The following is an 18,712-nucleotide window of genomic DNA, read 5'->3' on the forward strand; positions in this document are numbered from 1 at the left end:
AAGCATTACTCACCCGTCCGCCGCTAAGCTAAGGTGCAAGCACCCTCGCTCCGCTCGACTTGCATGTGTTAAGCCTGCCGCCAGCGTTCAATCTGAGCCATGATCAAACTCTTCAGTTAAAATCATTTTGTCACTTTATTCGAAGTGACCAAATCTGGCTCATCAATTTTCTGACTTAAATTTCGCTCAAATAAACTTCGAGTAATTTAAACCAATCAATCAATGATAATATTTCGATTAATCAATCAGTAAAAATCCACACAAGTTGTTCTTCATAATCTCTTAATGATCTTCTCGATGCTTCGTCAGCATCAAGCTAGGTCGGCTATATTACTCTCTATTTTTAGAAAGTCAACATGCAATGTTGATTTTATTTCTAAACTTACCACCTAAACCAGAACTCAACCATTTTAGCTAAATCCTTGTTTATCAACAAGTTTTTATCAACATCACCGCCGATGGATGTGCATTATAGAGCAAATAAAACCTGACGCAACCCCTATTTTTAATTATTTTGGGAAATACGACACAACTGTTTATTTATTCAACAAAAATACACTTATTTTTCTTTTTTCACTAAAAATGGGACCGGATTGGCCAAATGATCACCTAATTTTTCTGCCTGATTTTTTTCCTGCCATTTTAAGGCGCGACAATCAATATATTCACAATAGCCGCCTTCGCCCTGTTCTTCGACATCATTTATTTTGACCTGATAATGAAAACTGCCGACATAACCTGCAGCCAAGCCAAATTTAAAATCCCCGCGGCTTTGTGCCTGAATATGGATACGCGTGCCATCTGCACCGCTGTAACACCATTCAAATTCACGCGGCAGATACATGCTTTGCCGGTTTGGAGTCATCACCGCCGGATAAACCCGGTGCACTTTAAAATATACGCCTTCATCAAACAGCTGGCTTTGGCCACCGCTCAGGTCACGCAAATACATCCGCGACTGCAAAATCCGGTTAAAGCGGTCCCGCACTTGGGCCAGTAATAACTGCCGTTGCTGCTGCAGATTAATCACCTGATAGGTAAAAAAGGCTAAAGGTAGATAAGGAAAATTAATGGCTCGCGCATATTCAAAACTGCCGAGTTGCTGGATCTGATAATGTTGCTGTTTATATTGAAGCTGTCCACTGCATTCACACAGCAAAGACCAGTGATCGGCCAGCCCCATGCGTAGCTTGGCAAAATAGGAAATCACCGGGGTAGTACGAATCTTCAGATCAAAACTGAGTTCAGAATCCAGACGTTGGACCCGAAACTCCGGAAAATGTCCTTCCAGCTGCTCCCGACCACCAAACTGAAACAGTGCCGGCTTGAAATAACATTCTTTTTCCACTGAATAACTGCTGAGCTGCCCCACCATATGTGGACTGGAACTGACCAGTACCGTAGCAGTATCCAGCGGATGGGTTTGAATCGCGCTGTCATTACGCAGCATCGGGGCATTTGGCTGCCCAATCAGGCTCAGGAAATTAAGATAATGTAAGGGCGCGGGCAAATTGGGAATCATCAGCCCTTGATGAATGATTTTATATTTCTGGTTCGGGGCGTGAAAAGGCAGCTGCTCAAGCTTGAGTTGATGTGGAGCTTGATTCAGTTGTTTGGATCGATCGAGAAAATCTTGAAACATCTGCATAGCAAGCTCCTGGGTGTCATCTTGTTATGATTCGGCGGTTTTTCTCGCCATATAAGTGGTCACAAAACCTGATAATGCATAGATGATAGAAATCACCAGAATACCGACCGGAATATTATAGGTCATGGCCGCCAGTACAAAAACGGCAATTGGCAGCACAATAAACGGCACCCGCTTACGGTCCAATGTCTTAAAGGAATAATATTTAATATTGGAAATCATCAGCAAGCCAACCGCCACAATAATCACGGCGTTGATGATCTGAATACCAAAGTCCTGAATATTATAAATTTCAGGAAAATCGCGGCCGACCCAGACCAGCGACACCAGCATTAAAGCCGCCAATGGACTGGCCACGCCAATAAAATAGCGTTTATCAACCACGCCAATCTGCACATTAAAACGCGCCAGACGGAAAGCCGCACAGGCGGTATAAACAAAACAGCAGGCCAAGCCAATCCGGCCCAGATCATTCAGGCTCCAGCTATACATTAAAATTGCCGGGGCCACACCAAAGGCCAGCATATCGGACAAGGAGTCAAACTGCTCACCAAACGGACTTTGCGCACCAATGGCACGCGCAACACGACCATCTAAACCATCAAATAAGGCCGCCAGGAAAATGGCATAAATGGCCTGGCTATATTCGCCATTCATGCTGGCAATAATTGAATAAAAGCCCGACAGTAAAGCCGCGGTGGTAATGAGATTAGGCCACAGGTAGATGCCACGGCGTTTGACCTTTTGCCCCTCGCGGGTACGTTCCTCTTCCACCACTTCAAATGTGATTCCATCGTAATCATGTTCACGCGTCACGGAATCACCCTCGGGCTTCGGTGTGTTTATCATTATTTTATTCCTAACTCTAACCTAATCTCTGTTGTGACTGCTTGGCTTATTCGCCAACCAGCCAGCGTACTGCTGCATGTCCACCATTGTCCTGCATGCGTAAATGCGGGAATAACCATTGTAAGGCTTCATCTGCATCTTCAGAGAATTTCCAAGGTGGATTGATCACCAGTAAACCACAGCCATTCAAGCCAACCGGGGTATCATCTGGCCAGACACAGATTTCGCAAACCAGCTGACGGCGAATGCCCGATTTGTACATTTTCTTTTCAAAACGTTCAATCATGGCGCGGTCTTTAATTGGATACCACACCGCAAACACGCCTGTTGGCCATTTTTTATAGGCCGCGACCAGCAGTTCTACCAGCTGCGGGAAGTCTTTACGTTCCAGCTCATAAGGCGGGTCAATCATGACCAGACCGCGTTTTTCTTTCGGTGGAATCACCCCAAGCAGACCTTCGTAAGCATCACGTTCATGCAAGCCAGCACGACGGTCACGGATATTGCTGCGCAATTGCTGAAAAACATCACGCTGCATTTCAAACACCGTGGCTTTATCCATCTCACGCATGCCTTGTAAGGCAAACCATGGTGAACCCGGATAAGCACCCTTGCCATCCGTCTCGCGCATCTGCTCGACCAGATTCAGATACTGCTTCACGCCTTCCGGTGCATTGCGGATAATCGAGTCATCCAGTTTGACCAGACGGTGAATACCATTTAAGAACTCACCCGACTTCTGTGCAGGTGCTAAAGATAAGTCGTATTTGCCTGCACCGCCATGTGTATCAATATAGCGATAAGGTTTATCTTTGGCATTTAAACGTGTCAGTAACTGAAGCAAAAGCACATGCTTCATGACATCGGCAAAGTTGCCTGCATGGAAATGGTGACGGTAATTCATGTTTCTTTAATTCCTGAAATCAACCGGTATTTTAGCATGAAAAAAAGTTTCATTCAGAGGCTTATCTTGCTCTAAAATAGTTCCCCCGCTTTTTTATCCTTGTTCGAGTTTTGCCTATGCAAACACATTCTCTACCACCATCCTGGAATCTGGCACAGATATTCAATGATCTGGATCAATCCGGTTATGCCCTGATTGATGATGCCTATCCACAGGATTATGTACAAGCTTTGGTAGCAGAATGTACCGCACATTTGAATGAGTTTCGTAACGCAGCCATTCAAAACGGTGTGGTCAGCCAGATTCGCAGTGATCATATCTTATGGCTGGATTCAAGCCTGCCGGTTGCCGAGCAGCATACCCAAACCTTAATGGCGCTGGCCGAGCAATTAAATCGTGCCTTTTTTCTGGGCATTAAGGAAGTCGAAGCCCATTTTGCCTGTTATAACGCCGGCGAATTTTATGCCCTGCACCGCGATAATCCGCAAGGTAAAAATGGCCGGATGATTTCCTGCGTCTTTTATCTGCATGAACAGTGGCAGGCCGATTGGGGCGGTGAATTACGCTTGCAGGACAAACAGGGCGAATGGCAGATCATTGCGCCACAGCCCAACCGGATGGCCTTATTCCAAAGTGATTTGCTGCATGAAGTGCTGCTCTCCAAACAGCAGCGCCTTTCGATTACTGCCTGGCTGCGTAGTGATCCACAGTTGTGGTGATCCTTTAAATCCTGGCAAGTGGCCTCATATAAACCGTATTGTGAACTGAGGATTGTGCCGATGCGTGATACCACCCAACCGATTATTCAGCGTATCGGTGAAACTGACCAGCTCTATTTACAGGGCAACACCCCGGAACTGGCGCTGGAACGTGCTTCATTACGCCTAGAACTGGTGATGCTGAGTCAGGTCCGTCAGGAACAGACCTATTTCCTGCAAGAAGCGATTGTGCTGCTGGAGCAAGGCCGGGTTGAATTTGAGGAAATGCCGCTGTCCTTATATTTAAATCTGTCCTTAACCCTGGCCAAGGCCTATATGCTGTATTTTGAAATCAGTCAGGAAACCCGCTTTGCCTTAATTACCCAGCAGATTCTAAAACCGCTGACCAATTATAATCATGGCGATATTTACCTGTTCCTGGCCTATGCCAGCGCAGCGAAAAAAGAAAATGCACTGACTCAGCATTGGCTGACCAAATACCGTAAAACAGCCGAGTTTGATGCCGATGTACTACGTGAACATACTGCCTTTGAACACTGTCATGGTCAAAGCTGGTTTGTGCAGCTGATTCAGCCGCGTTTACACTAAAGCTCAGCACGAAAAAAATATTTAACAACAAAAATGCCTCATTGATTGAGGCATTTTTTATGGACTACAGAAACGCTTGAATCTTCAGGCAGGATTAAGCGGTTTGGGCTTTATAGGCATCCATATGTAATTGTTGATTCAATTCATCGACCCAGATCGCCCAGTCATCATCCTGGACCAGATGACTGATTAATAAAGCACGCTGGGATTTATTCCAGAACGGCGCATCATGCAAAGAAATATGGGAAGGCAGTTGATGGGTACGTACATAAAGTTCAATGGCCGCCGGACTATTGGCTAAACCAAGTTGAGAAAATAATAGAGCTAAGGATGGTGTGTTGTGATTGAGCATCTCGCCCTCCTTATATATCAGATAAATTGTAGTTATTTATCCATCTAACTTATAAGATAAAGCAAAAAAAACCTAGTCTTTGCGACCAGGTTTGTTGTTTCAATTTGTGATTAAAGTTCGCAAGAGCCGGAAAGCTTATGTTCGGTATGTAATTGCTCGTTTAAGACATCAATCACGATGGCCCATTCATCATCACTTTTCCAGTGACTGATAATGAAATCGTGCTGGGCCTTGCTCCAGAATGCGGCTTTATGTAGGGGAATATCGGAAGTTAATTGATGGCTTTCAATAAATTGATCAATGGCTTCTGAACTGGACTCTAGACCCAGCTGCTCAAATAACAGTTCTAATGTGGGTTGCTGATCAAACATGGCGCCCTCCTCAGCATTTTTTTACTGTATTGTAGCTTTACGTTATAAGAATTCTGCACAAAAGCACAGCCTTGTGACTGCGCTTGTTGTATTTTTTTGTACCAAAGCATGTAAGGCGGATGAGCCTGATTGAACTGGCTCCGGCTTATTGCGCCAGCTTGTCGCTTTCAACGTGTAGTAACTGGTTTAATTTGTCGATAATCACAATCCACTCATCATCCTGATGCCAGTGTTCGCGTAAAAAGGCGCTTTGTCCCTCACTCCAGAATCCAGCATCGGGCAAGGTCACTTCTGCCGGCAATTGATGGGCACGCACAAATTGCTCAATAGATGCTTCGTCTGCGGCTAAACCCAGTTGTTCAAATAATAATTCTAAGGTCGGCTGTTGTTCGAGTACCATGGAATGACTCCGTATTTTTCTAGGCGAAGTCCATAAACTAGCAAATCCGGAACAGCATTAGGGCTACAAGCCGATGTATTCTTGTTATGTTTTGTGAGGTTTGTCATGGCGCTGATCAATACAACAATCCATACAGCTGCATAAAAAAAGCACCCCAAATGGAGTGCTTTTTCTAACTTAGTTCAACACTAAATTATTTCACCATGTCAGCAATTGCTGCACGTTCTTCTTCAAGCTCGTTTAGCGTGAAGTTGATACGCTCACGGCTGAATTCGTCGATTTCAAGACCTTGAACGATCTTGTATTCGCCATTTTCGCAAGTTACAGGGAAACCGAACATTACGCCTTCAGGGATACCGTAAGAACCATCAGAAGGAATACCCATGGTTACCCATTCGCCGTTTGTGCCAAGCGCCCAGTCACGCATATGGTCGATTGCAGCGTTTGCAGCAGAAGCAGCAGAAGACAGACCACGCGCTTCGATGATTGCAGCACCACGTTTACCAACAGTTGGAAGGAATACGTCTTTGTTCCATTCAGCATCGTTGATTTTGTCTTTCAAGCTTTCGCCGTTTACGTTCGCAAAACGGTAGTCAGCATACATTGTTGGAGAGTGGTTACCCCAAACTGTCATGTTTTTGATGTCAGAAACTGCAACACCAGCTTTTTGAGCAAGTTGAGTCAACGCACGGTTGTGGTCAAGACGTAACATTGCTGTGAAGTTCTTCGCTGGAAGATCTGGAGCAGATTTCATTGCGATGTAAGCATTCGTGTTCGCAGGGTTACCTACAACAAGAACTTTAACGTCACGGCTCGCAACTTCGTTCAGCGCTTGACCTTGACCGATGAAGATTTCACCGTTGACTTTAAGAAGGTCAGCACGTTCCATACCTGGACCACGTGGACGTGAACCAACTAAAAGTGCATAGTCAGCATCTTTGAATGCAACTTTAGGATCATCAGTACCGATCATGCCAGCCAATAATGGGAAAGCACAGTCGTCAAGTTCCATCATTACGCCTTTCAGCGCTTGTTGAGCTTTCTCAACAGGAATTTCTAATAATTGAAGAATAACTGGTTGGTCTTTACCCAACATTTCACCGCTAGCGATACGGAATAATAGGCTGTAACCAATTTGACCAGCAGCGCCAGTAACGGCAACGCGAACAGGTTGCTTCATGTAATTATCTCCAGTTGAGAGGATAGTTAATGCGATTAAATAGCTGTTCTATCTAATCTTAATAATCATAAACGGCAAAGATTGTACTCCAATCCTTTGTCAGATGCATGTAAAAGGCTATGGATTTCAACAAAAGTCTGATAGGAAATATAAATAAAATGCCGAAAAACGTCGGGTTTTAGTATGAACCTTTAATAATAAAGGCCGATGGACACTGGGTTTCCACGCTACTGCTGCACTGTTTATAGCGCCCATTCGGGCTATAGCAGATTTTCAATTCGGTTAAATAACTTTTGGCCTGATGCGAGGTGCACTGAAAATGAATGCTCTTGGAATGCATGCCCGGATTCAGGCGAATAAACAGCCGGTTCAGTTCATTCTGCTGCACCACGGTAGTTTCCTGACCGGTCAGCACCGCCGGGACTTTCAGCCGGTCGGCATAGTTAATAATGGTACGAAAATACTGGCTGGCATTCATCGGTACGCAGCCACCAATACCCTGCCACAATTGCACCCGGGCATGTTCATCGGGCATGACCCGTGCCACCACTTTGGCCTGAATGGGAGACAGTTTGGCTGAAGAGCTGGTTTCGCAGTCACGACGGGAGGTTTCCGGATACAGCCCGGTAATATTCAGCGAGTAGCCTTGCAGGCATTTCCGCTGCTTGGCGCGGTTGCTGTCAAACATGCACACGGCGGGTGTCATTTGTACATCCATGACATAGCCCTGCACCGTGGCAGCACATGCAGCACTACTGAGCAATACCCCCGTCCCACCCGAAATCAGGATGAGGATTCCCGCTGGCTGCCCCCCGGCTGTCAATTTCTTCATTCTCAAACTTAGCACCTTCTCGTGTCGTTTTGAGTCCCATCCTCCAGCATCCATGCAGGAGACACCCCATCTTGTTTACTGCGTATTGCGCATTGGAATCTGCTGCATACGTTTACTGATTGATTGCGCGCCCTGACCCAGCAATAATCCATAGTGCGTGGCATTGGTCATAACGTGTTTAACGTAATCGCGTGTTTCCAGCAACGGAATGGATTCGGTATATTGATCCGCTGCCATGTTTTGAAATTCAGGCTGCCAGCGACGGGCACGGTTTGGCCCGGCATTATAGCCCGCAGTTGCTAAAACCGAGTTATTACTAAGCTGACCCTGGATGGTCGACAGATAAAACGTGCCATAACGAATATTGGTATTCATATCGGTGAGTGCCGCCGGATTATAGGTTTCTCCCATTTGACGGGCAATTAAACGCGCGGTATCCGGCATAATCTGCATTAAACCACCCGCCCCGACATGCGAACGCGCCGTAGTCACAAAACGGCTTTCCTGACGCATCAAGCCATAGGCCCAGGCCGGATCAATCCCGGCATTCTGGCTGTGGCTGACCACATAATTCTTGTACGGCATGGCATAACGGTACTGATAATTATGCTGCTTGGTGGTGCGGTCTGCCGCATAAATGGCCCGGTCATACCAACCCATATCGGTGGCGCGTTTGGCTGCAGCCAATAACAGACCATCATCATGTTTTAAATAGGCCTGACGCACAGCCCAGTTCCATTCACGGTTAATATAACTGGCCGGTGCATTAATCTGGCGCAAGGCAAAGGCGCGTCTAAAGTGAATATCCTGATTTAAACGCTGCATATCCTGCGAACTTGGCTCACGGCTCACAGGAATCGAAGAATAGCTGTATCCGAGCTGATCTTTGGCCAGCAAATTGTGGTAATCATCACCCTGAGCCAAACGTTTATAAATCGCGTCAGCACTGCGTTTTGAAGTGGCATCGCCACGCTGCTCAGAGGCACGCGCCAGCCAGTACTGCCAGCGGTCTTCCTGCTTTTGCGACACGCTCATGGCATCAATCGCGCGAATTACACTTTCCCAGGCACCAAAACGAATCGCCTGACGGGCATAAATTTCCGCTTCTTCCGGGCTAAATGGCAGTCCATAGCTGGCATCCAGCGCATTCAGTACTTCACGGTTAAAATTGTTCTTCATGACGGTGGTGCCGCCAATATAGCCCACAGCACGATACAAGGCGCGCTGCACCGACTGCGGGGTACCTTCTGCAGCACGTTTCACCGCAGATAGAGCCGAGTTCAGGTCGGTATCGGCCAGGCGGCCCAAGGCATAAATCAGATAAGCCTGATCTTCAGCACTGGCTTTTGGTGCAGACCATAAATAGTTAAGCGGATTGGCCTGAATGCTATTCAGCTGCGGCAGACTCAGGTTTAAACCTAGTCCCTGTGCAGTGGCAAGCGCCTGTCCGGATTGGCCGGCACGCAGCTGCACCCACAAACGCTGCTGTTTATCTTCCTGGGTCATCAGTGGGCTGGATAACATCATCCGGCCCAGACCGGTACAGGATTCCGGCTGCGAATTGGTGGTTAGCCAGACATCTTTAAATTCGGCAAAAACCAGCGGATCACCTGACTGGGCACGCACCTGCGCCACGGCACAGCTTTCGGCACGGTCGGCATTGGTCACATAGGGCAGCACTGATACAGCATTGCTAAAATCGGCCTGTTTGACTTTTTCTTCGACATAGTCAGCGGCCAGTTTTTCTGCCATGGCCGACTGTGGATAACGCTGGGCAAACTGCACAATCGAGGCGGGTGACTGAGTGGCCAGATTGGTATTTAAAATCCAGTATTCCGGATAATAGCCGAGCACATCATTTTGCATGGCACTTTGATATTGCTGCAATAAAGAGAGGTTACTGGCATTGGCTGCCCGCAGCGCATCATTAAACTGCTCTTCGGCTGCGTACAAGGTTGGGAAAATGCTCAGTGATGCCAAACCTAACACAAGCTTTTTGCAAAAAATTCTTTTCTTTTCAGTCCATGTGCGCATGTGCCTATTTTCAGTCATTACTTCGCCCCTCCTCTCTTACCGCAATATACTAAAACAGTTTCATTATTCTCAAACACCTCAATTGTTGTGTTATGTAACCTCATGATTAAACAATATTAATTTTCGAACAATTTTAATTGATAAATCAATCTTCTGCTTCCCTCATTTAGGGCTATAAGTTTATACCCAGTTCCTGTTAAAATACGCGTTTTTCTATCACCTCTGCCGTTCAAACATTTCAGAACGGACGATCTCGATTTTATCCTTCAGGAGCCTACATGACGGTTCAAACCTTCATTCCAAATGGTGCCAAAGCTGCCTCAGAAAACACTGTTACCCAGCCACAGCACACCCCAGCCGACGGTTCAGTGAAAAAGCTGTACATCGAAACGCAAGGGTGTCAGATGAATGAGTATGACAGTCATCGTATGGCAGACCTTTTAGGCGATTCTCACGGCTATGTGCTGACCAGCAATCCGGCCGATGCCGATATCCTGCTGATGAACACCTGTTCCATCCGCGAAAAGGCACAGGAAAAAGTGTTCTCGGAACTGGGCCGCTGGCGCAAACTGAAAGAAAAAAATCCGGATCTGGTGATTGGCGTGGGTGGCTGTGTTGCTTCTCAGGAAGGTGACAATATTCAAAAACGTGCGCCGTATGTCGACATGGTGTTTGGCCCACAAACCTTGCACCGTTTGCCACAAATGCTGGATCAGCATAATGATCAGGTTGAAAAACCGAAAAAAGAAAAAATCAAGCTGGTGGATATTTCCTTCCCGGACATTGAAAAATTCGACTTCCTGCCAGAACCGCGCGTCGAAGGTTTTAAAGCCTTTGTGTCGATTATGGAAGGCTGTTCCAAATACTGTTCTTTCTGCGTGGTGCCCTATACCCGTGGTGAAGAAGTTTCACGTCCACTCGATGACGTACTGGCGGAAATTGCCGGTTTAGCAGAAAAAGGTGTGCGTGAGATTTCACTGCTCGGTCAGAACGTGAATGGTTACCGCGGTGAAACTTTTGACGGCAACATCTGTACCTTTGCTGACCTGTTGCGTTTGGTCGCCGAAATTCCGGGGATTGGCCGTTTACGTTATACCACTTCGCATCCGCTAGAATTTAATGATGACCTGATTCAATGCTACCGCGACTTGCCACAAATGGTGTCGCATTTGCACTTGCCGGTACAAAGTGGCTCCAATGATGTATTACAGGCCATGAAACGTAACCACACCATTGATGTTTACATCGAAAAAATTGCCAAGTTACGTAAAGTACGTCCGGACATGCATTTGTCTTCCGACTTTATTATTGGCTTCCCGGGCGAAACCGACGAGAACTTTGAAGAAACCTATCAGTTTATTCAGGATATGGACTTCGACCATTCGTACAGCTTTGTCTATTCAAAACGTCCGGGCACGCCGGCGTCTGAACTGCCGGACAACACCCCGGAAGATGTCAAAAAAGAACGTCTGGCCAAAGTGCAGCAATGGATTAAACAGTCCAGTATTGACAAAACTGATGCCATGCTCGGCACCGTGCAACGTGTGTTAATTGAGAGCGTGTCGAACAAAGATCCGAATGTACTGGTCGGCACGGCGGACAATACACGTTTGGTAACATTTATTGGTGATCCGGCTTGGGTCGGACGCTTTGCGGAGATTGAGATTACCGAGATTAAAACTTTAAATTTAGTTTATGGTGAACTCTTGAATCTTGAACCAGACGTGGCGTAATGTAAGGGAACAATACGACTACTTCTGAATAAGGAATTCTCTTGACTGCAGCAATTCGACGTACAGTAAATTTTCCTGGCATTTCAATGGAACGTCTCAAAAGCATGCTCGGTGCTTATAACGGCCACTTGAAACAGATTGGACAGCGTCTAGATGTGCAAATTTCTCATCGAGGTGATGCCTTTTTTATTGATGGTGAAATAGATGCAGTTGAGAGAGCCGAGCTCTTGCTTCAGCGTTTATATGAAGAATCGGAAAATTCCAGCCAGATTAGTGCCGACACCTTACACATGATGATTCAGGGCAGCCAGACTGACCGTGAATTGCAGATTGATGAAGAGCAGGAACATACCGGTTTAGATGCGGTCTGGTTACAGACCCGCAAAGGCCGGATTAACCCGCGCGGTGCCAACCAGAAACGTTATGTGCAGCGTATTTTACAAAGCGATATTTCGTTCGGGATTGGCCCAGCAGGAACCGGTAAAACCTACCTGGCGGTAGCTGCAGCCGTCGATATGCTGGAGCGTAATGAAATCCAGCGGATTTTACTGGTTCGCCCTGCGGTTGAAGCCGGTGAAAAACTCGGTTTCCTGCCGGGTGATTTAACCCAGAAAATTGACCCGTATTTGCGCCCGCTGTATGACGCGTTATATGAAATGCTCGGCTTTGAAAAAGTCGCCAAGCTGATTGAACGTCAGGTGATTGAAGTCGCGCCGCTGGCCTATATGCGTGGTCGTACCCTGAACCATTCTTTTGTGATTCTGGATGAAGCGCAGAACACCACACCAGAACAGATGAAAATGTTCCTGACCCGTTTGGGCTTTGGCTCACGTGCCGTAATTACCGGTGACGTGACTCAGGTCGATTTACCGCGTGGTCAGCAGTCTGGTCTGGCGCATGCCCTGCGCGTGCTGGAGCACGTCAAGGAAATTCATATTACCCGTTTCCATTCACGTGATGTGGTGCGTCATCAACTGGTGCAGAAAATTGTTGAAGCCTACGAAGGCTGGGACAGTGAGCAACAACGTCTGAGTGCAGAAGCCCGTGCCGAACGCAAAGCCCGTCAGGAAGCGCTGATTGCAGAAAACGATGCCAAGGCCGATGCGCAGGACTAAACTGATCTAAGGATATATTTTGAAACTGAGTCTTTCTCTACAACAGGATGTTCAAGCCCCTGAACTGGTCTTGAAACGTGGCTATATCAAAAAAGTTGTAGAAACCACCTTGCGACATATTGGCACCCAAAGTGACTGTGAAATCGGGATCGCCTGTGTCGACAATGAAGAAAGCCATAAACTGAATCTGGAATATCGCCAGAAAGACAAACCGACCAACGTGCTGTCTTTCCCAAGTGAACTGCCCGATGAAATGGCCGAATTTCTTGATGCCTTCCCCATTGGGGATTTAGTGATCTGTATTCCGGTGGTGCTACGCGAAGCGAATGAGCAAGGCAAAGCACCGCTAACCCATTTCACCCATATGCTAGTGCATGGCACCTTGCATTTGATGGGTTATGACCATGAAACTTCAGATGAAGATGCTGAAGAAATGGAAGGCATTGAAATTGAAATTCTGGATAAGCTCGGTTTTGAAAACCCGTATCTAGAACGCGATTAAAGTTAAACAATGAAGAAGCGGGCTTAGGCTCGCTTTTTTTATAGGGTTTATTTTATGATGAGATGAATAAAAATAGATAAGCCACAATCATGAAATACGTTGTTATTTTTAAAGCGAAAATTAAAAAACTTGATCCTTCTGTATTTTGCCACAGCACAGCAGTTATGTCAGAAAGCCTTAAGCCAATTCCGCTGCATTCATTTTAAAACATTAACAGAAGGTTTATCTGAAATCGCCCTATCCTATTGGCATGATCTTTCAGATATACACGCTTGGCATTTAGATGCGGAACACCAAGTCGCACAACAACTCGGACATAACACTTGGTATAAAAATTTCAGTGTTGAAATTTGTGAAGTATTACGTCACTACAAACGCTAGCGCACCTCAAACTCCGCCTCAGCCGGGTCAAAACGCCAGGTCCGGATAATGCGTAGCTCGGAAATATCTTTCATCTTGGCATCAAAGGCACCAAAAGGAGCAGCTTTACGCACAGAAGCCTTGGCAGCTTCATCCAGCATGGCATGTCCCGAGCTTTCAATTAAACGAATCGCGCGAATCCCGCCGTTGGCATTTAAAATCACCATTAAACGTACTTCACCGGCCAGCTGTTGCTGCTTGGCCGCTTCCGGATAATAACGATTACCATAAAATTCGACTTTCTGACGGAATTTTTCCAGATAACCGGCCGCGACATCCTGCTTGGCCTGAACTCCATCTACGGTTTTAATTTTCTGCTGACGGCTAAAATTTTGCTGACGCTGTAAATACTGCGCTTCCAGACTGGCCACCATCGCCGCTTTGGCCTGAAACTGGCTGTTTAATTCTTCCAGCGCTTTTTTACGCTGGTTTTCCGCCGCCTGCTTTTGCCAGCTTAAGGTAGTCATTAGCACTTTTTCTTCAAAGCTCAGTTCACGCTGCTGCTGCAAACGCTCCAGACTTTCCAGCTGCTGATCACCGGCACTCTGTTCAATCATTGGTGCGGGCATATCGCTGGACATGCGGTGCGCTTCCCGGAAGGTGCCAGAACCCTGCTGGTCGGCCTGTGCTAAAAAGTCGGCATCCTTAATTTCGGTGGCACTTGGTCTTAAGCTGACTGCAATTTCCTTGACCGCGGCATCGCTTTGCTGTGGCATGACAAATTGCACCGTTAACACAGCCAGATGCGAAAGTGCTGCCAGCGTCAGTACGGTGCCAAATAGTGGATCTTTCCACCACTGCTGCGTCAAAGGTGCAAAATGAAATTTCTTTAACATCACATTAATCCGACAAAATCGCGGATTCCCCAAATCGTATAAAACGAGATAAAATAAGACTGGTTTTTACTTTTAAAAAAAAAGCGAGACACTCGTCAACATGTCGTGTCACGATAAATAAAATCTTGAAAATGGTGCAGTTTATTTTGCTAAACTGCAAGCTTCAATTGGCGTATTTTTAATACAATTCGACAAGATCTCTGCAAAGTTAATAAAGATTAACCCATTGGAATGCCCTGTATGTCCCCTCTTATTTCTCTCATTTCAAAACGTTTACGTCAGATGTATCAGAAGGCGGAAGGATTTATTGAAGATGAACGCGAATTTCCAATGTCTCAGGTTTTTCTGAATGCGACTTTTCAGCGCTTTGTCACCGACAATGTCAAAATGCTGAAAGACTTACATGCCGATTTACATGACGAGTGGCTGCGTCTGTACGCGACCCTGGATTATAACGGGCTGTATATTACCTTGTCGGTAGATTTGAAACTGGTGCAGATGGAACTGAATAAAAATGTCCAGCTGATTGTATTTGAACAGATTAGTGATACCCAGGTGATTGAAGCCAAATATCCAAGTATCCTGCATAAGCTGGGTGTTCGGTTTGCGCTGTTCTTCTATCAGAAAGTGCTGAACAAAGATCCACTCGGCATGATTCTGGAAAAACTGAATGTAATTAAAGTTAAAGATGATCTATTACATTTAGACCTGAACCGCTGGCTGGGTAAGAACCGCTCGATCATTGACACTCTGGGCAAAGTGCATGTCAATCATGCGGTGTTGCGTGAAGCCGAACTGGTGGTCATGGGCAATGTCAACCTAACCGCCCTATTTCGAAAAATTGCTGAAGATCGCGATCGTGAAGAAGCCGAAGAAGCACAAACGGCCACAGAAGTGACGCCCATCAAACAGAAAAAGAGCTAAAAGCTCAGGGAAAGAGATTGCAGATACCTATCAGGATTGCTACACAAGCTTTACATAAAGTGCATATTTGCAAATTTTCTCTTCATCATTCAAGCGCATAATAGAACAAAGCACAATGTGCGCTTATTTACAGCATAGGAAACAATTTACTTATGGCTAAACACGTATTGAAAACGATGGGCATGGCAGCGGGAGTTTCGACTGCACTGTTATTTGCAGGGTTCTCAAGCCAGACTTTTGCCATGAGTCCATTCCAGGCCAGTTATCAGTTCAGCTATAACGGCAAAAACCTTGGCTCTGCGACCCGAACCTTAAGCAAATCCGGCAATCAGTGGAACTATGTTTTTGCCGCCAAAGCCGGCGGGATTGCTTCGGCCACGGAAACCAGCCGCTTCACCTTTGAAAATGGCAAAATTGGTTCTTCCAGCTTTAGCCGCAGCAGCAAAATCCTGATTCATAACAACACCATGAGTATTCACTTTAATCCGGCTGCGAAAAAAATTAATACCAAAAAAGACAAAGAGTCGCGTTCATTTGCCTGGAAAGCCGGTGTACTCGATGAGCTAAATGCCGAATTGCAGATTCGTGAAGACTTAAAAAATGGTTCGCTCAAATCGACCTATTACCTGGCCGATGCCAAGGAGGTCGAAGCACGTAAATTTGTACGCCAAGGCAGTGAAAGCGTAAAAACCAATTATGGCACCTTTGACACCATTAAAGTGGCGATTAAGCATGACAAGCCGGGCCGTGAAACCATTTTCTGGTTAGCGCCAAAACTGGACTACTTACCGGTGAAAGTGACCCATCTGGACAAGAAGAACTCTTATGGCCTGCTGTTAACCGGCTATAAAGGCCCAACAAGTTAATCATTTTCTCGATTTTTGCTTGCATTTTTTCAGGTGCTTTTTAAAATACGCTTTTGCTTTAAAAAGCACCTGCTGTTGAGGATTCTCCCGTGCACGCACTAGAACAGAAAATCTTAGCTGAAGGTATCGTTCTGTCTGAAGAAGTTCTGAAAGTCGATTCTTTCCTAAACCATCAAATTGATCCGGTCATGATGCAGCAAATTGGTCAAGAATTTGCGCGTTTGTTTAAAGATGCCGGCATCACCAAAATTATTACCATTGAAGCGTCAGGTATTGCACCGGCAGTCATGGCAGGTTTAGAGCTGGGCGTTCCCGTGATTTTTGCACGTAAATATCAGTCTTTAACCCTAAAAGATGACCTGTATCGCTCTAAAGTGTTTTCATTCACTAAACAGGTCGAAAGCACCATTGCGATTTCAAACAAGCACATCAGCTCAAGCGACAAAGTACTGGTGATTGATGACTTCCTGGCCAATGGTCAGGCGGCTTTAGGTCTGGCTGACCTGATTCATCAGGCCCAAGCGGAAGTGGTCGGTATTGGTATTGTGATTGAAAAATCCTTCCAGCCAGGTCGTGACCTGCTCCTGGAAAAAGGCTACCGGGTTGAATCTCTGGCGCGTGTCAAGTCACTGGCCAATGGTACGGTTGAATTTGTTCGCGACTAAGACTTCGCCTGCAATTTATATCTAAAAGAGCACTCAGGTGCTCTTTTTTTATGGCGATGTGATTTACAAAATTCTCTACCACGCTCCAGACCGAATGGCTTAGCATAAGCCTAACGGCAAATTCTGAGCGTTTTGACCAAGGTCAGCTAACGCCTTTTGTCCTAAGCTATTGGCTCTTTGGATTGACCCAGCATTTTTAGAAGGCACTCTACACTCATGACACAAGACAATCCGTTGATGGAACACAGTATCGTCTGTCCGAAATGTGGCTCAAATCAGGTTGAAAAGCGCAACCATGAACAAAACTTACAAAAAATTGGCGGAGTATTGCTCGGGTCGGCCGGAACAGCAGCCGGAACTGTCGGCGGGGCCGCCTCCGGTGCCTCTTTAGGCGCTGCCATAGGCACCGTGGCCGGACCGTTAGGGGTGATTATGGGCGGCACCATTGGTACCTTTGTGGGTGCAATTAGTGTCGGCATTACCGGCGGTTTTCTGGGTCATCGCTTTGGTAAAAAAGCCGGGGTCATTGTGGACCAGAATATCTTCCTGGATTTTCAGTGCCTCAACTGCAAACACCGCTTTAAAGAAAAACTCTAACACCTTTGAGGTGAGGTCGATGGAGGGTGCGAGCTCACCAACGGAGCACCGCATACATTACTTCTGTGTCGGGGCGCCTTGTTCAGTCGCCGCTGGCTCTTTTGAGCTGGCCTGATCTTTGGCTTTGGTTTGTGCTTTTTCTTCAGGATAATCCGGATGATGCACCACGCTTGCTACTGCATTGGACAGCACCAGACTTAGACTCAGTACACTGAATCCCATAACGAACCACATTTTCATCTCGTATTCCTCAGTAGTTTGGATTTTTCTCAGTGTGCATGACGGCAAGGTGCTCTTTTCCTCCACAGGAAAGCACCCAACCGATCATGAATAGGGAGAGAACCGTCACAGCATAGGCTGTGTATAGAAAGACTATTAGATAGACGCCGAATTGGGGTGGTCGAAAATCACCAGAAGCAGTCATTTTCACATGAAATTCATTTAAATTAACAATCAAAAAACCAGCATCAACAGCAGAAAGCCATTAACGGATCTGAGCGCTATTTTGGCCTTGCTGCTGCTATTTTTTTTAAAGCTATTTTTTAAGCGCTGTGCAGTTTTTTCACCACGTCTGCTAAACGTAATCCTTGCGCTTCACAAAGTTTCTTTTCATCCTGACTTAAGCTCTGGTCATGACGCGGGCCGCTGACATGCGATGCACCATACGGTGTACCGCCGGTTTTGGTATTGGATAAAGCCGGATGAGCATTGCTGAGTCCCATAATCATCATGCCATGATGGAATAACGGCGGTAGCATGGTCAGCAAGGTACTTTCCTGGCCACCGTGCTGTGAACCGGAAGAAGTAAATACACAGGCCGGTTTATCATGCAAAGCGCCGCTTAGCCACAGACTGGTGGTCTGATCCCAGAAGAATTTCATTTCCGAGGCCATATTGCCAAAACGGGTCGGCGAACCAAGCGCAAGACCAGCGCAGTTGGCCAGGTCATCTAGGCTACAGTAAATATCGCCTTCGGCCGGAATACTCGGCTCGGCAGTTTTGACCACCGGGGCAATATTCGGTACTGTACGTATTTTTACCGCTACGCCTGCTGCTTCTACCCCGTTGGCAATCAGATGGGCCATTTCACGGGTGCTGCCATACTTGCTGTAATACAGAACTAAAACATAGGGTTGCATAATGTTATCTGTAGAGTAAAAAAGAAAACTATACGGTA

General features: G+C 46.3%; 21 protein-coding genes, 1 rRNA gene and 1 pseudogene. 10 read left to right on the plus strand and 13 right to left on the minus strand.

What is annotated here, in order from left to right:
- From FTU50_RS02765 to FTU50_RS02780, 4 genes are all read right to left on the minus strand, one after another.
- Window positions 1-119 (minus strand): 16S ribosomal RNA (locus FTU50_RS02765); the annotation flags it as partial.
- Between the two features lie 440 nt (window positions 120-559).
- Window positions 560-1,648 carry a DUF6670 family protein gene (locus tag FTU50_RS02770; protein ID WP_005182214.1) on the minus strand — a complete coding sequence of 363 codons (1,089 nt, stop codon included), beginning with the start codon at window positions 1,646-1,648 and terminating at the stop codon, window positions 560-562.
- Window positions 1,649-1,672: 24 nt separating this feature from the next.
- Window positions 1,673-2,497, minus strand: coding sequence for a CDP-diacylglycerol--serine O-phosphatidyltransferase (gene pssA / locus FTU50_RS02775; protein ID WP_075168287.1), 825 nt, complete (start codon window positions 2,495-2,497; stop codon window positions 1,673-1,675).
- 46 nt (window positions 2,498-2,543) lie between these two features.
- Window positions 2,544-3,401, minus strand: a complete 858-nt coding sequence (locus tag FTU50_RS02780) for a 23S rRNA (adenine(2030)-N(6))-methyltransferase RlmJ (RefSeq protein WP_005182209.1) — start codon at window positions 3,399-3,401, stop codon at window positions 2,544-2,546.
- A gap of 116 nt (window positions 3,402-3,517) precedes the next feature.
- Here FTU50_RS02780 and FTU50_RS02785 point away from each other — a divergent pair, with 116 nt between their 5' ends.
- Both FTU50_RS02785 and FTU50_RS02790 read left to right on the plus strand, forming a co-directional pair.
- Window positions 3,518-4,120: a 2OG-Fe(II) oxygenase gene (locus FTU50_RS02785; RefSeq protein WP_005182206.1), complete on the plus strand. Its 603-nt coding sequence runs from the start codon at window positions 3,518-3,520 to the stop codon at window positions 4,118-4,120.
- Window positions 4,121-4,180: 60 nt separating this feature from the next.
- Entirely contained in the window at window positions 4,181-4,708 is a 528-nt protein-coding gene (locus FTU50_RS02790) for a hypothetical protein (RefSeq protein ID WP_005182203.1), read from the plus strand.
- Between the two features lie 94 nt (window positions 4,709-4,802).
- Here the strand turns inward: FTU50_RS02790 and FTU50_RS02795 are convergent, their stop codons facing one another.
- The 6 genes from FTU50_RS02795 to FTU50_RS02820 all read right to left on the minus strand — a co-directional run bounded on the left by FTU50_RS02795 (window position 4,803) and on the right by FTU50_RS02820 (window position 9,895).
- The gene (locus tag FTU50_RS02795; protein WP_005182199.1) at window positions 4,803-5,060 is read right to left on the minus strand and encodes a DUF2789 family protein; all 258 of its coding nucleotides are present in this window, start codon (window positions 5,058-5,060) and stop codon (window positions 4,803-4,805) included.
- 110 nt (window positions 5,061-5,170) lie between these two features.
- Window positions 5,171-5,431: a DUF2789 family protein gene (locus FTU50_RS02800; RefSeq protein ID WP_005182196.1), complete on the minus strand. Its 261-nt coding sequence runs from the start codon at window positions 5,429-5,431 to the stop codon at window positions 5,171-5,173.
- Window positions 5,432-5,576: 145 nt separating this feature from the next.
- Window positions 5,577-5,831, minus strand: a complete 255-nt coding sequence (locus FTU50_RS02805) for a DUF2789 family protein (protein ID WP_005182193.1) — start codon at window positions 5,829-5,831, stop codon at window positions 5,577-5,579.
- 193 nt (window positions 5,832-6,024) lie between these two features.
- Complete coding sequence (locus FTU50_RS02810) at window positions 6,025-7,011, minus strand: malate dehydrogenase (RefSeq protein ID WP_005182191.1); 987 nt, start codon at window positions 7,009-7,011, stop codon at window positions 6,025-6,027.
- Window positions 7,012-7,189: 178 nt separating this feature from the next.
- Window positions 7,190-7,843, minus strand: a complete 654-nt coding sequence (locus FTU50_RS02815) for a ribonuclease I (RefSeq protein ID WP_168408491.1) — start codon at window positions 7,841-7,843, stop codon at window positions 7,190-7,192.
- Window positions 7,844-7,918: 75 nt separating this feature from the next.
- Complete coding sequence (locus tag FTU50_RS02820) at window positions 7,919-9,895, minus strand: transglycosylase SLT domain-containing protein (RefSeq protein WP_373685464.1); 1,977 nt, start codon at window positions 9,893-9,895, stop codon at window positions 7,919-7,921.
- A gap of 260 nt (window positions 9,896-10,155) precedes the next feature.
- Here FTU50_RS02820 and miaB point away from each other — a divergent pair, with 260 nt between their 5' ends.
- From miaB to FTU50_RS15490, 4 genes and pseudogenes are all read left to right on the plus strand, one after another.
- Window positions 10,156-11,610, plus strand: a complete 1,455-nt coding sequence (gene miaB, locus FTU50_RS02825; RefSeq protein ID WP_005182171.1) for a tRNA (N6-isopentenyl adenosine(37)-C2)-methylthiotransferase MiaB — start codon at window positions 10,156-10,158, stop codon at window positions 11,608-11,610.
- Between the two features lie 41 nt (window positions 11,611-11,651).
- The gene (locus tag FTU50_RS02830) at window positions 11,652-12,725 is read left to right on the plus strand and encodes a PhoH family protein (protein WP_016659561.1); all 1,074 of its coding nucleotides are present in this window, start codon (window positions 11,652-11,654) and stop codon (window positions 12,723-12,725) included.
- A 19-nt stretch (window positions 12,726-12,744) separates the two neighbouring features.
- Window positions 12,745-13,227, plus strand: coding sequence for an rRNA maturation RNase YbeY (gene ybeY, locus FTU50_RS02835; protein ID WP_005182166.1), 483 nt, complete (start codon window positions 12,745-12,747; stop codon window positions 13,225-13,227).
- Between the two features lie 89 nt (window positions 13,228-13,316).
- Window positions 13,317-13,608, plus strand: a pseudogene (locus FTU50_RS15490) (antibiotic biosynthesis monooxygenase).
- Here the strand turns inward: FTU50_RS15490 and FTU50_RS02840 are convergent.
- Entirely contained in the window at window positions 13,605-14,483 is an 879-nt protein-coding gene (locus FTU50_RS02840; RefSeq protein WP_180046304.1) for an energy transducer TonB, read from the minus strand. The pseudogene FTU50_RS15490 and the gene FTU50_RS02840 sit on opposite strands and share 4 nt — an antisense overlap.
- 240 nt (window positions 14,484-14,723) lie before the next feature.
- On the opposite strand from FTU50_RS02840, the gene FTU50_RS02845 reads away from it, so the two are divergent.
- From FTU50_RS02845 to FTU50_RS02860, 4 genes are all read left to right on the plus strand, one after another.
- Entirely contained in the window at window positions 14,724-15,407 is a 684-nt protein-coding gene (locus tag FTU50_RS02845; RefSeq protein ID WP_127799001.1) for a hypothetical protein, read from the plus strand.
- A gap of 152 nt (window positions 15,408-15,559) precedes the next feature.
- Window positions 15,560-16,273: a DUF3108 domain-containing protein gene (locus tag FTU50_RS02850; RefSeq protein ID WP_045796415.1), complete on the plus strand. Its 714-nt coding sequence runs from the start codon at window positions 15,560-15,562 to the stop codon at window positions 16,271-16,273.
- 89 nt (window positions 16,274-16,362) lie between these two features.
- Window positions 16,363-16,938 (plus strand): xanthine phosphoribosyltransferase, encoded by a 576-nt coding sequence (locus FTU50_RS02855; RefSeq protein ID WP_005182137.1) that lies wholly within the window; start codon window positions 16,363-16,365, stop codon window positions 16,936-16,938.
- Between the two features lie 216 nt (window positions 16,939-17,154).
- Complete coding sequence (locus tag FTU50_RS02860) at window positions 17,155-17,535, plus strand: hypothetical protein (RefSeq protein WP_005182135.1); 381 nt, start codon at window positions 17,155-17,157, stop codon at window positions 17,533-17,535.
- A 57-nt stretch (window positions 17,536-17,592) separates the two neighbouring features.
- Here FTU50_RS02860 and FTU50_RS02865 read toward each other — a convergent pair whose 3' ends face one another.
- Both FTU50_RS02865 and wrbA read right to left on the minus strand, forming a co-directional pair.
- Complete coding sequence (locus tag FTU50_RS02865) at window positions 17,593-17,775, minus strand: hypothetical protein (protein WP_045796412.1); 183 nt, start codon at window positions 17,773-17,775, stop codon at window positions 17,593-17,595.
- 302 nt (window positions 17,776-18,077) lie between these two features.
- Complete coding sequence (gene wrbA / locus FTU50_RS02870; RefSeq protein ID WP_075167263.1) at window positions 18,078-18,674, minus strand: NAD(P)H:quinone oxidoreductase; 597 nt, start codon at window positions 18,672-18,674, stop codon at window positions 18,078-18,080.
- Between the last annotated feature and the right edge of the window lie 38 nt (window positions 18,675-18,712).

The sequence above is a fragment of the Acinetobacter sp. YH12112 genome, assembly GCF_013418945.1.
GTDB classification, from domain to species: Bacteria; Pseudomonadota; Gammaproteobacteria; order Pseudomonadales; family Moraxellaceae; genus Acinetobacter; species Acinetobacter indicus.

Bases quoted from the DNA above. Each gene is read 5' to 3' on its own strand.
- FTU50_RS02805 (WP_005182193.1), bottom strand. From the start codon at position 5,831: ATGGTACTCGAACAACAGCCGACCTTAGAATTATTATTTGAACAACTG.
- FTU50_RS02815 (WP_168408491.1), bottom strand. From the start codon at position 7,843: ATGAAGAAATTGACAGCCGGGGGGCAGCCAGCGGGAATCCTCATCCTG.
- FTU50_RS02780 (WP_005182209.1), bottom strand. From the start codon at position 3,401: ATGAATTACCGTCACCATTTCCATGCAGGCAACTTTGCCGATGTCATG.
- pssA (WP_075168287.1), bottom strand. From the start codon at position 2,497: ATGATAAACACACCGAAGCCCGAGGGTGATTCCGTGACGCGTGAACAT.
- FTU50_RS02845 (WP_127799001.1), top strand. From the start codon at position 14,724: ATGTCCCCTCTTATTTCTCTCATTTCAAAACGTTTACGTCAGATGTAT.
- FTU50_RS02800 (WP_005182196.1), bottom strand. From the start codon at position 5,431: ATGTTTGATCAGCAACCCACATTAGAACTGTTATTTGAGCAGCTGGGT.
- FTU50_RS02785 (WP_005182206.1), top strand. From the start codon at position 3,518: ATGCAAACACATTCTCTACCACCATCCTGGAATCTGGCACAGATATTC.
- FTU50_RS02860 (WP_005182135.1), top strand. From the start codon at position 17,155: ATGACACAAGACAATCCGTTGATGGAACACAGTATCGTCTGTCCGAAA.
- FTU50_RS02770 (WP_005182214.1), bottom strand. From the start codon at position 1,648: ATGCAGATGTTTCAAGATTTTCTCGATCGATCCAAACAACTGAATCAA.
- FTU50_RS02865 (WP_045796412.1), bottom strand. From the start codon at position 17,775: ATGAAAATGTGGTTCGTTATGGGATTCAGTGTACTGAGTCTAAGTCTG.
- FTU50_RS02840 (WP_180046304.1), bottom strand. From the start codon at position 14,483: ATGTTAAAGAAATTTCATTTTGCACCTTTGACGCAGCAGTGGTGGAAA.
- FTU50_RS02790 (WP_005182203.1), top strand. From the start codon at position 4,181: ATGCGTGATACCACCCAACCGATTATTCAGCGTATCGGTGAAACTGAC.
- FTU50_RS02810 (WP_005182191.1), bottom strand. From the start codon at position 7,011: ATGAAGCAACCTGTTCGCGTTGCCGTTACTGGCGCTGCTGGTCAAATT.
- FTU50_RS02820 (WP_373685464.1), bottom strand. From the start codon at position 9,895: ATGACTGAAAATAGGCACATGCGCACATGGACTGAAAAGAAAAGAATT.
- FTU50_RS02795 (WP_005182199.1), bottom strand. From the start codon at position 5,060: ATGCTCAATCACAACACACCATCCTTAGCTCTATTATTTTCTCAACTT.
- wrbA (WP_075167263.1), bottom strand. From the start codon at position 18,674: ATGCAACCCTATGTTTTAGTTCTGTATTACAGCAAGTATGGCAGCACC.
- miaB (WP_005182171.1), top strand. From the start codon at position 10,156: ATGACGGTTCAAACCTTCATTCCAAATGGTGCCAAAGCTGCCTCAGAA.
- FTU50_RS02850 (WP_045796415.1), top strand. From the start codon at position 15,560: ATGGCTAAACACGTATTGAAAACGATGGGCATGGCAGCGGGAGTTTCG.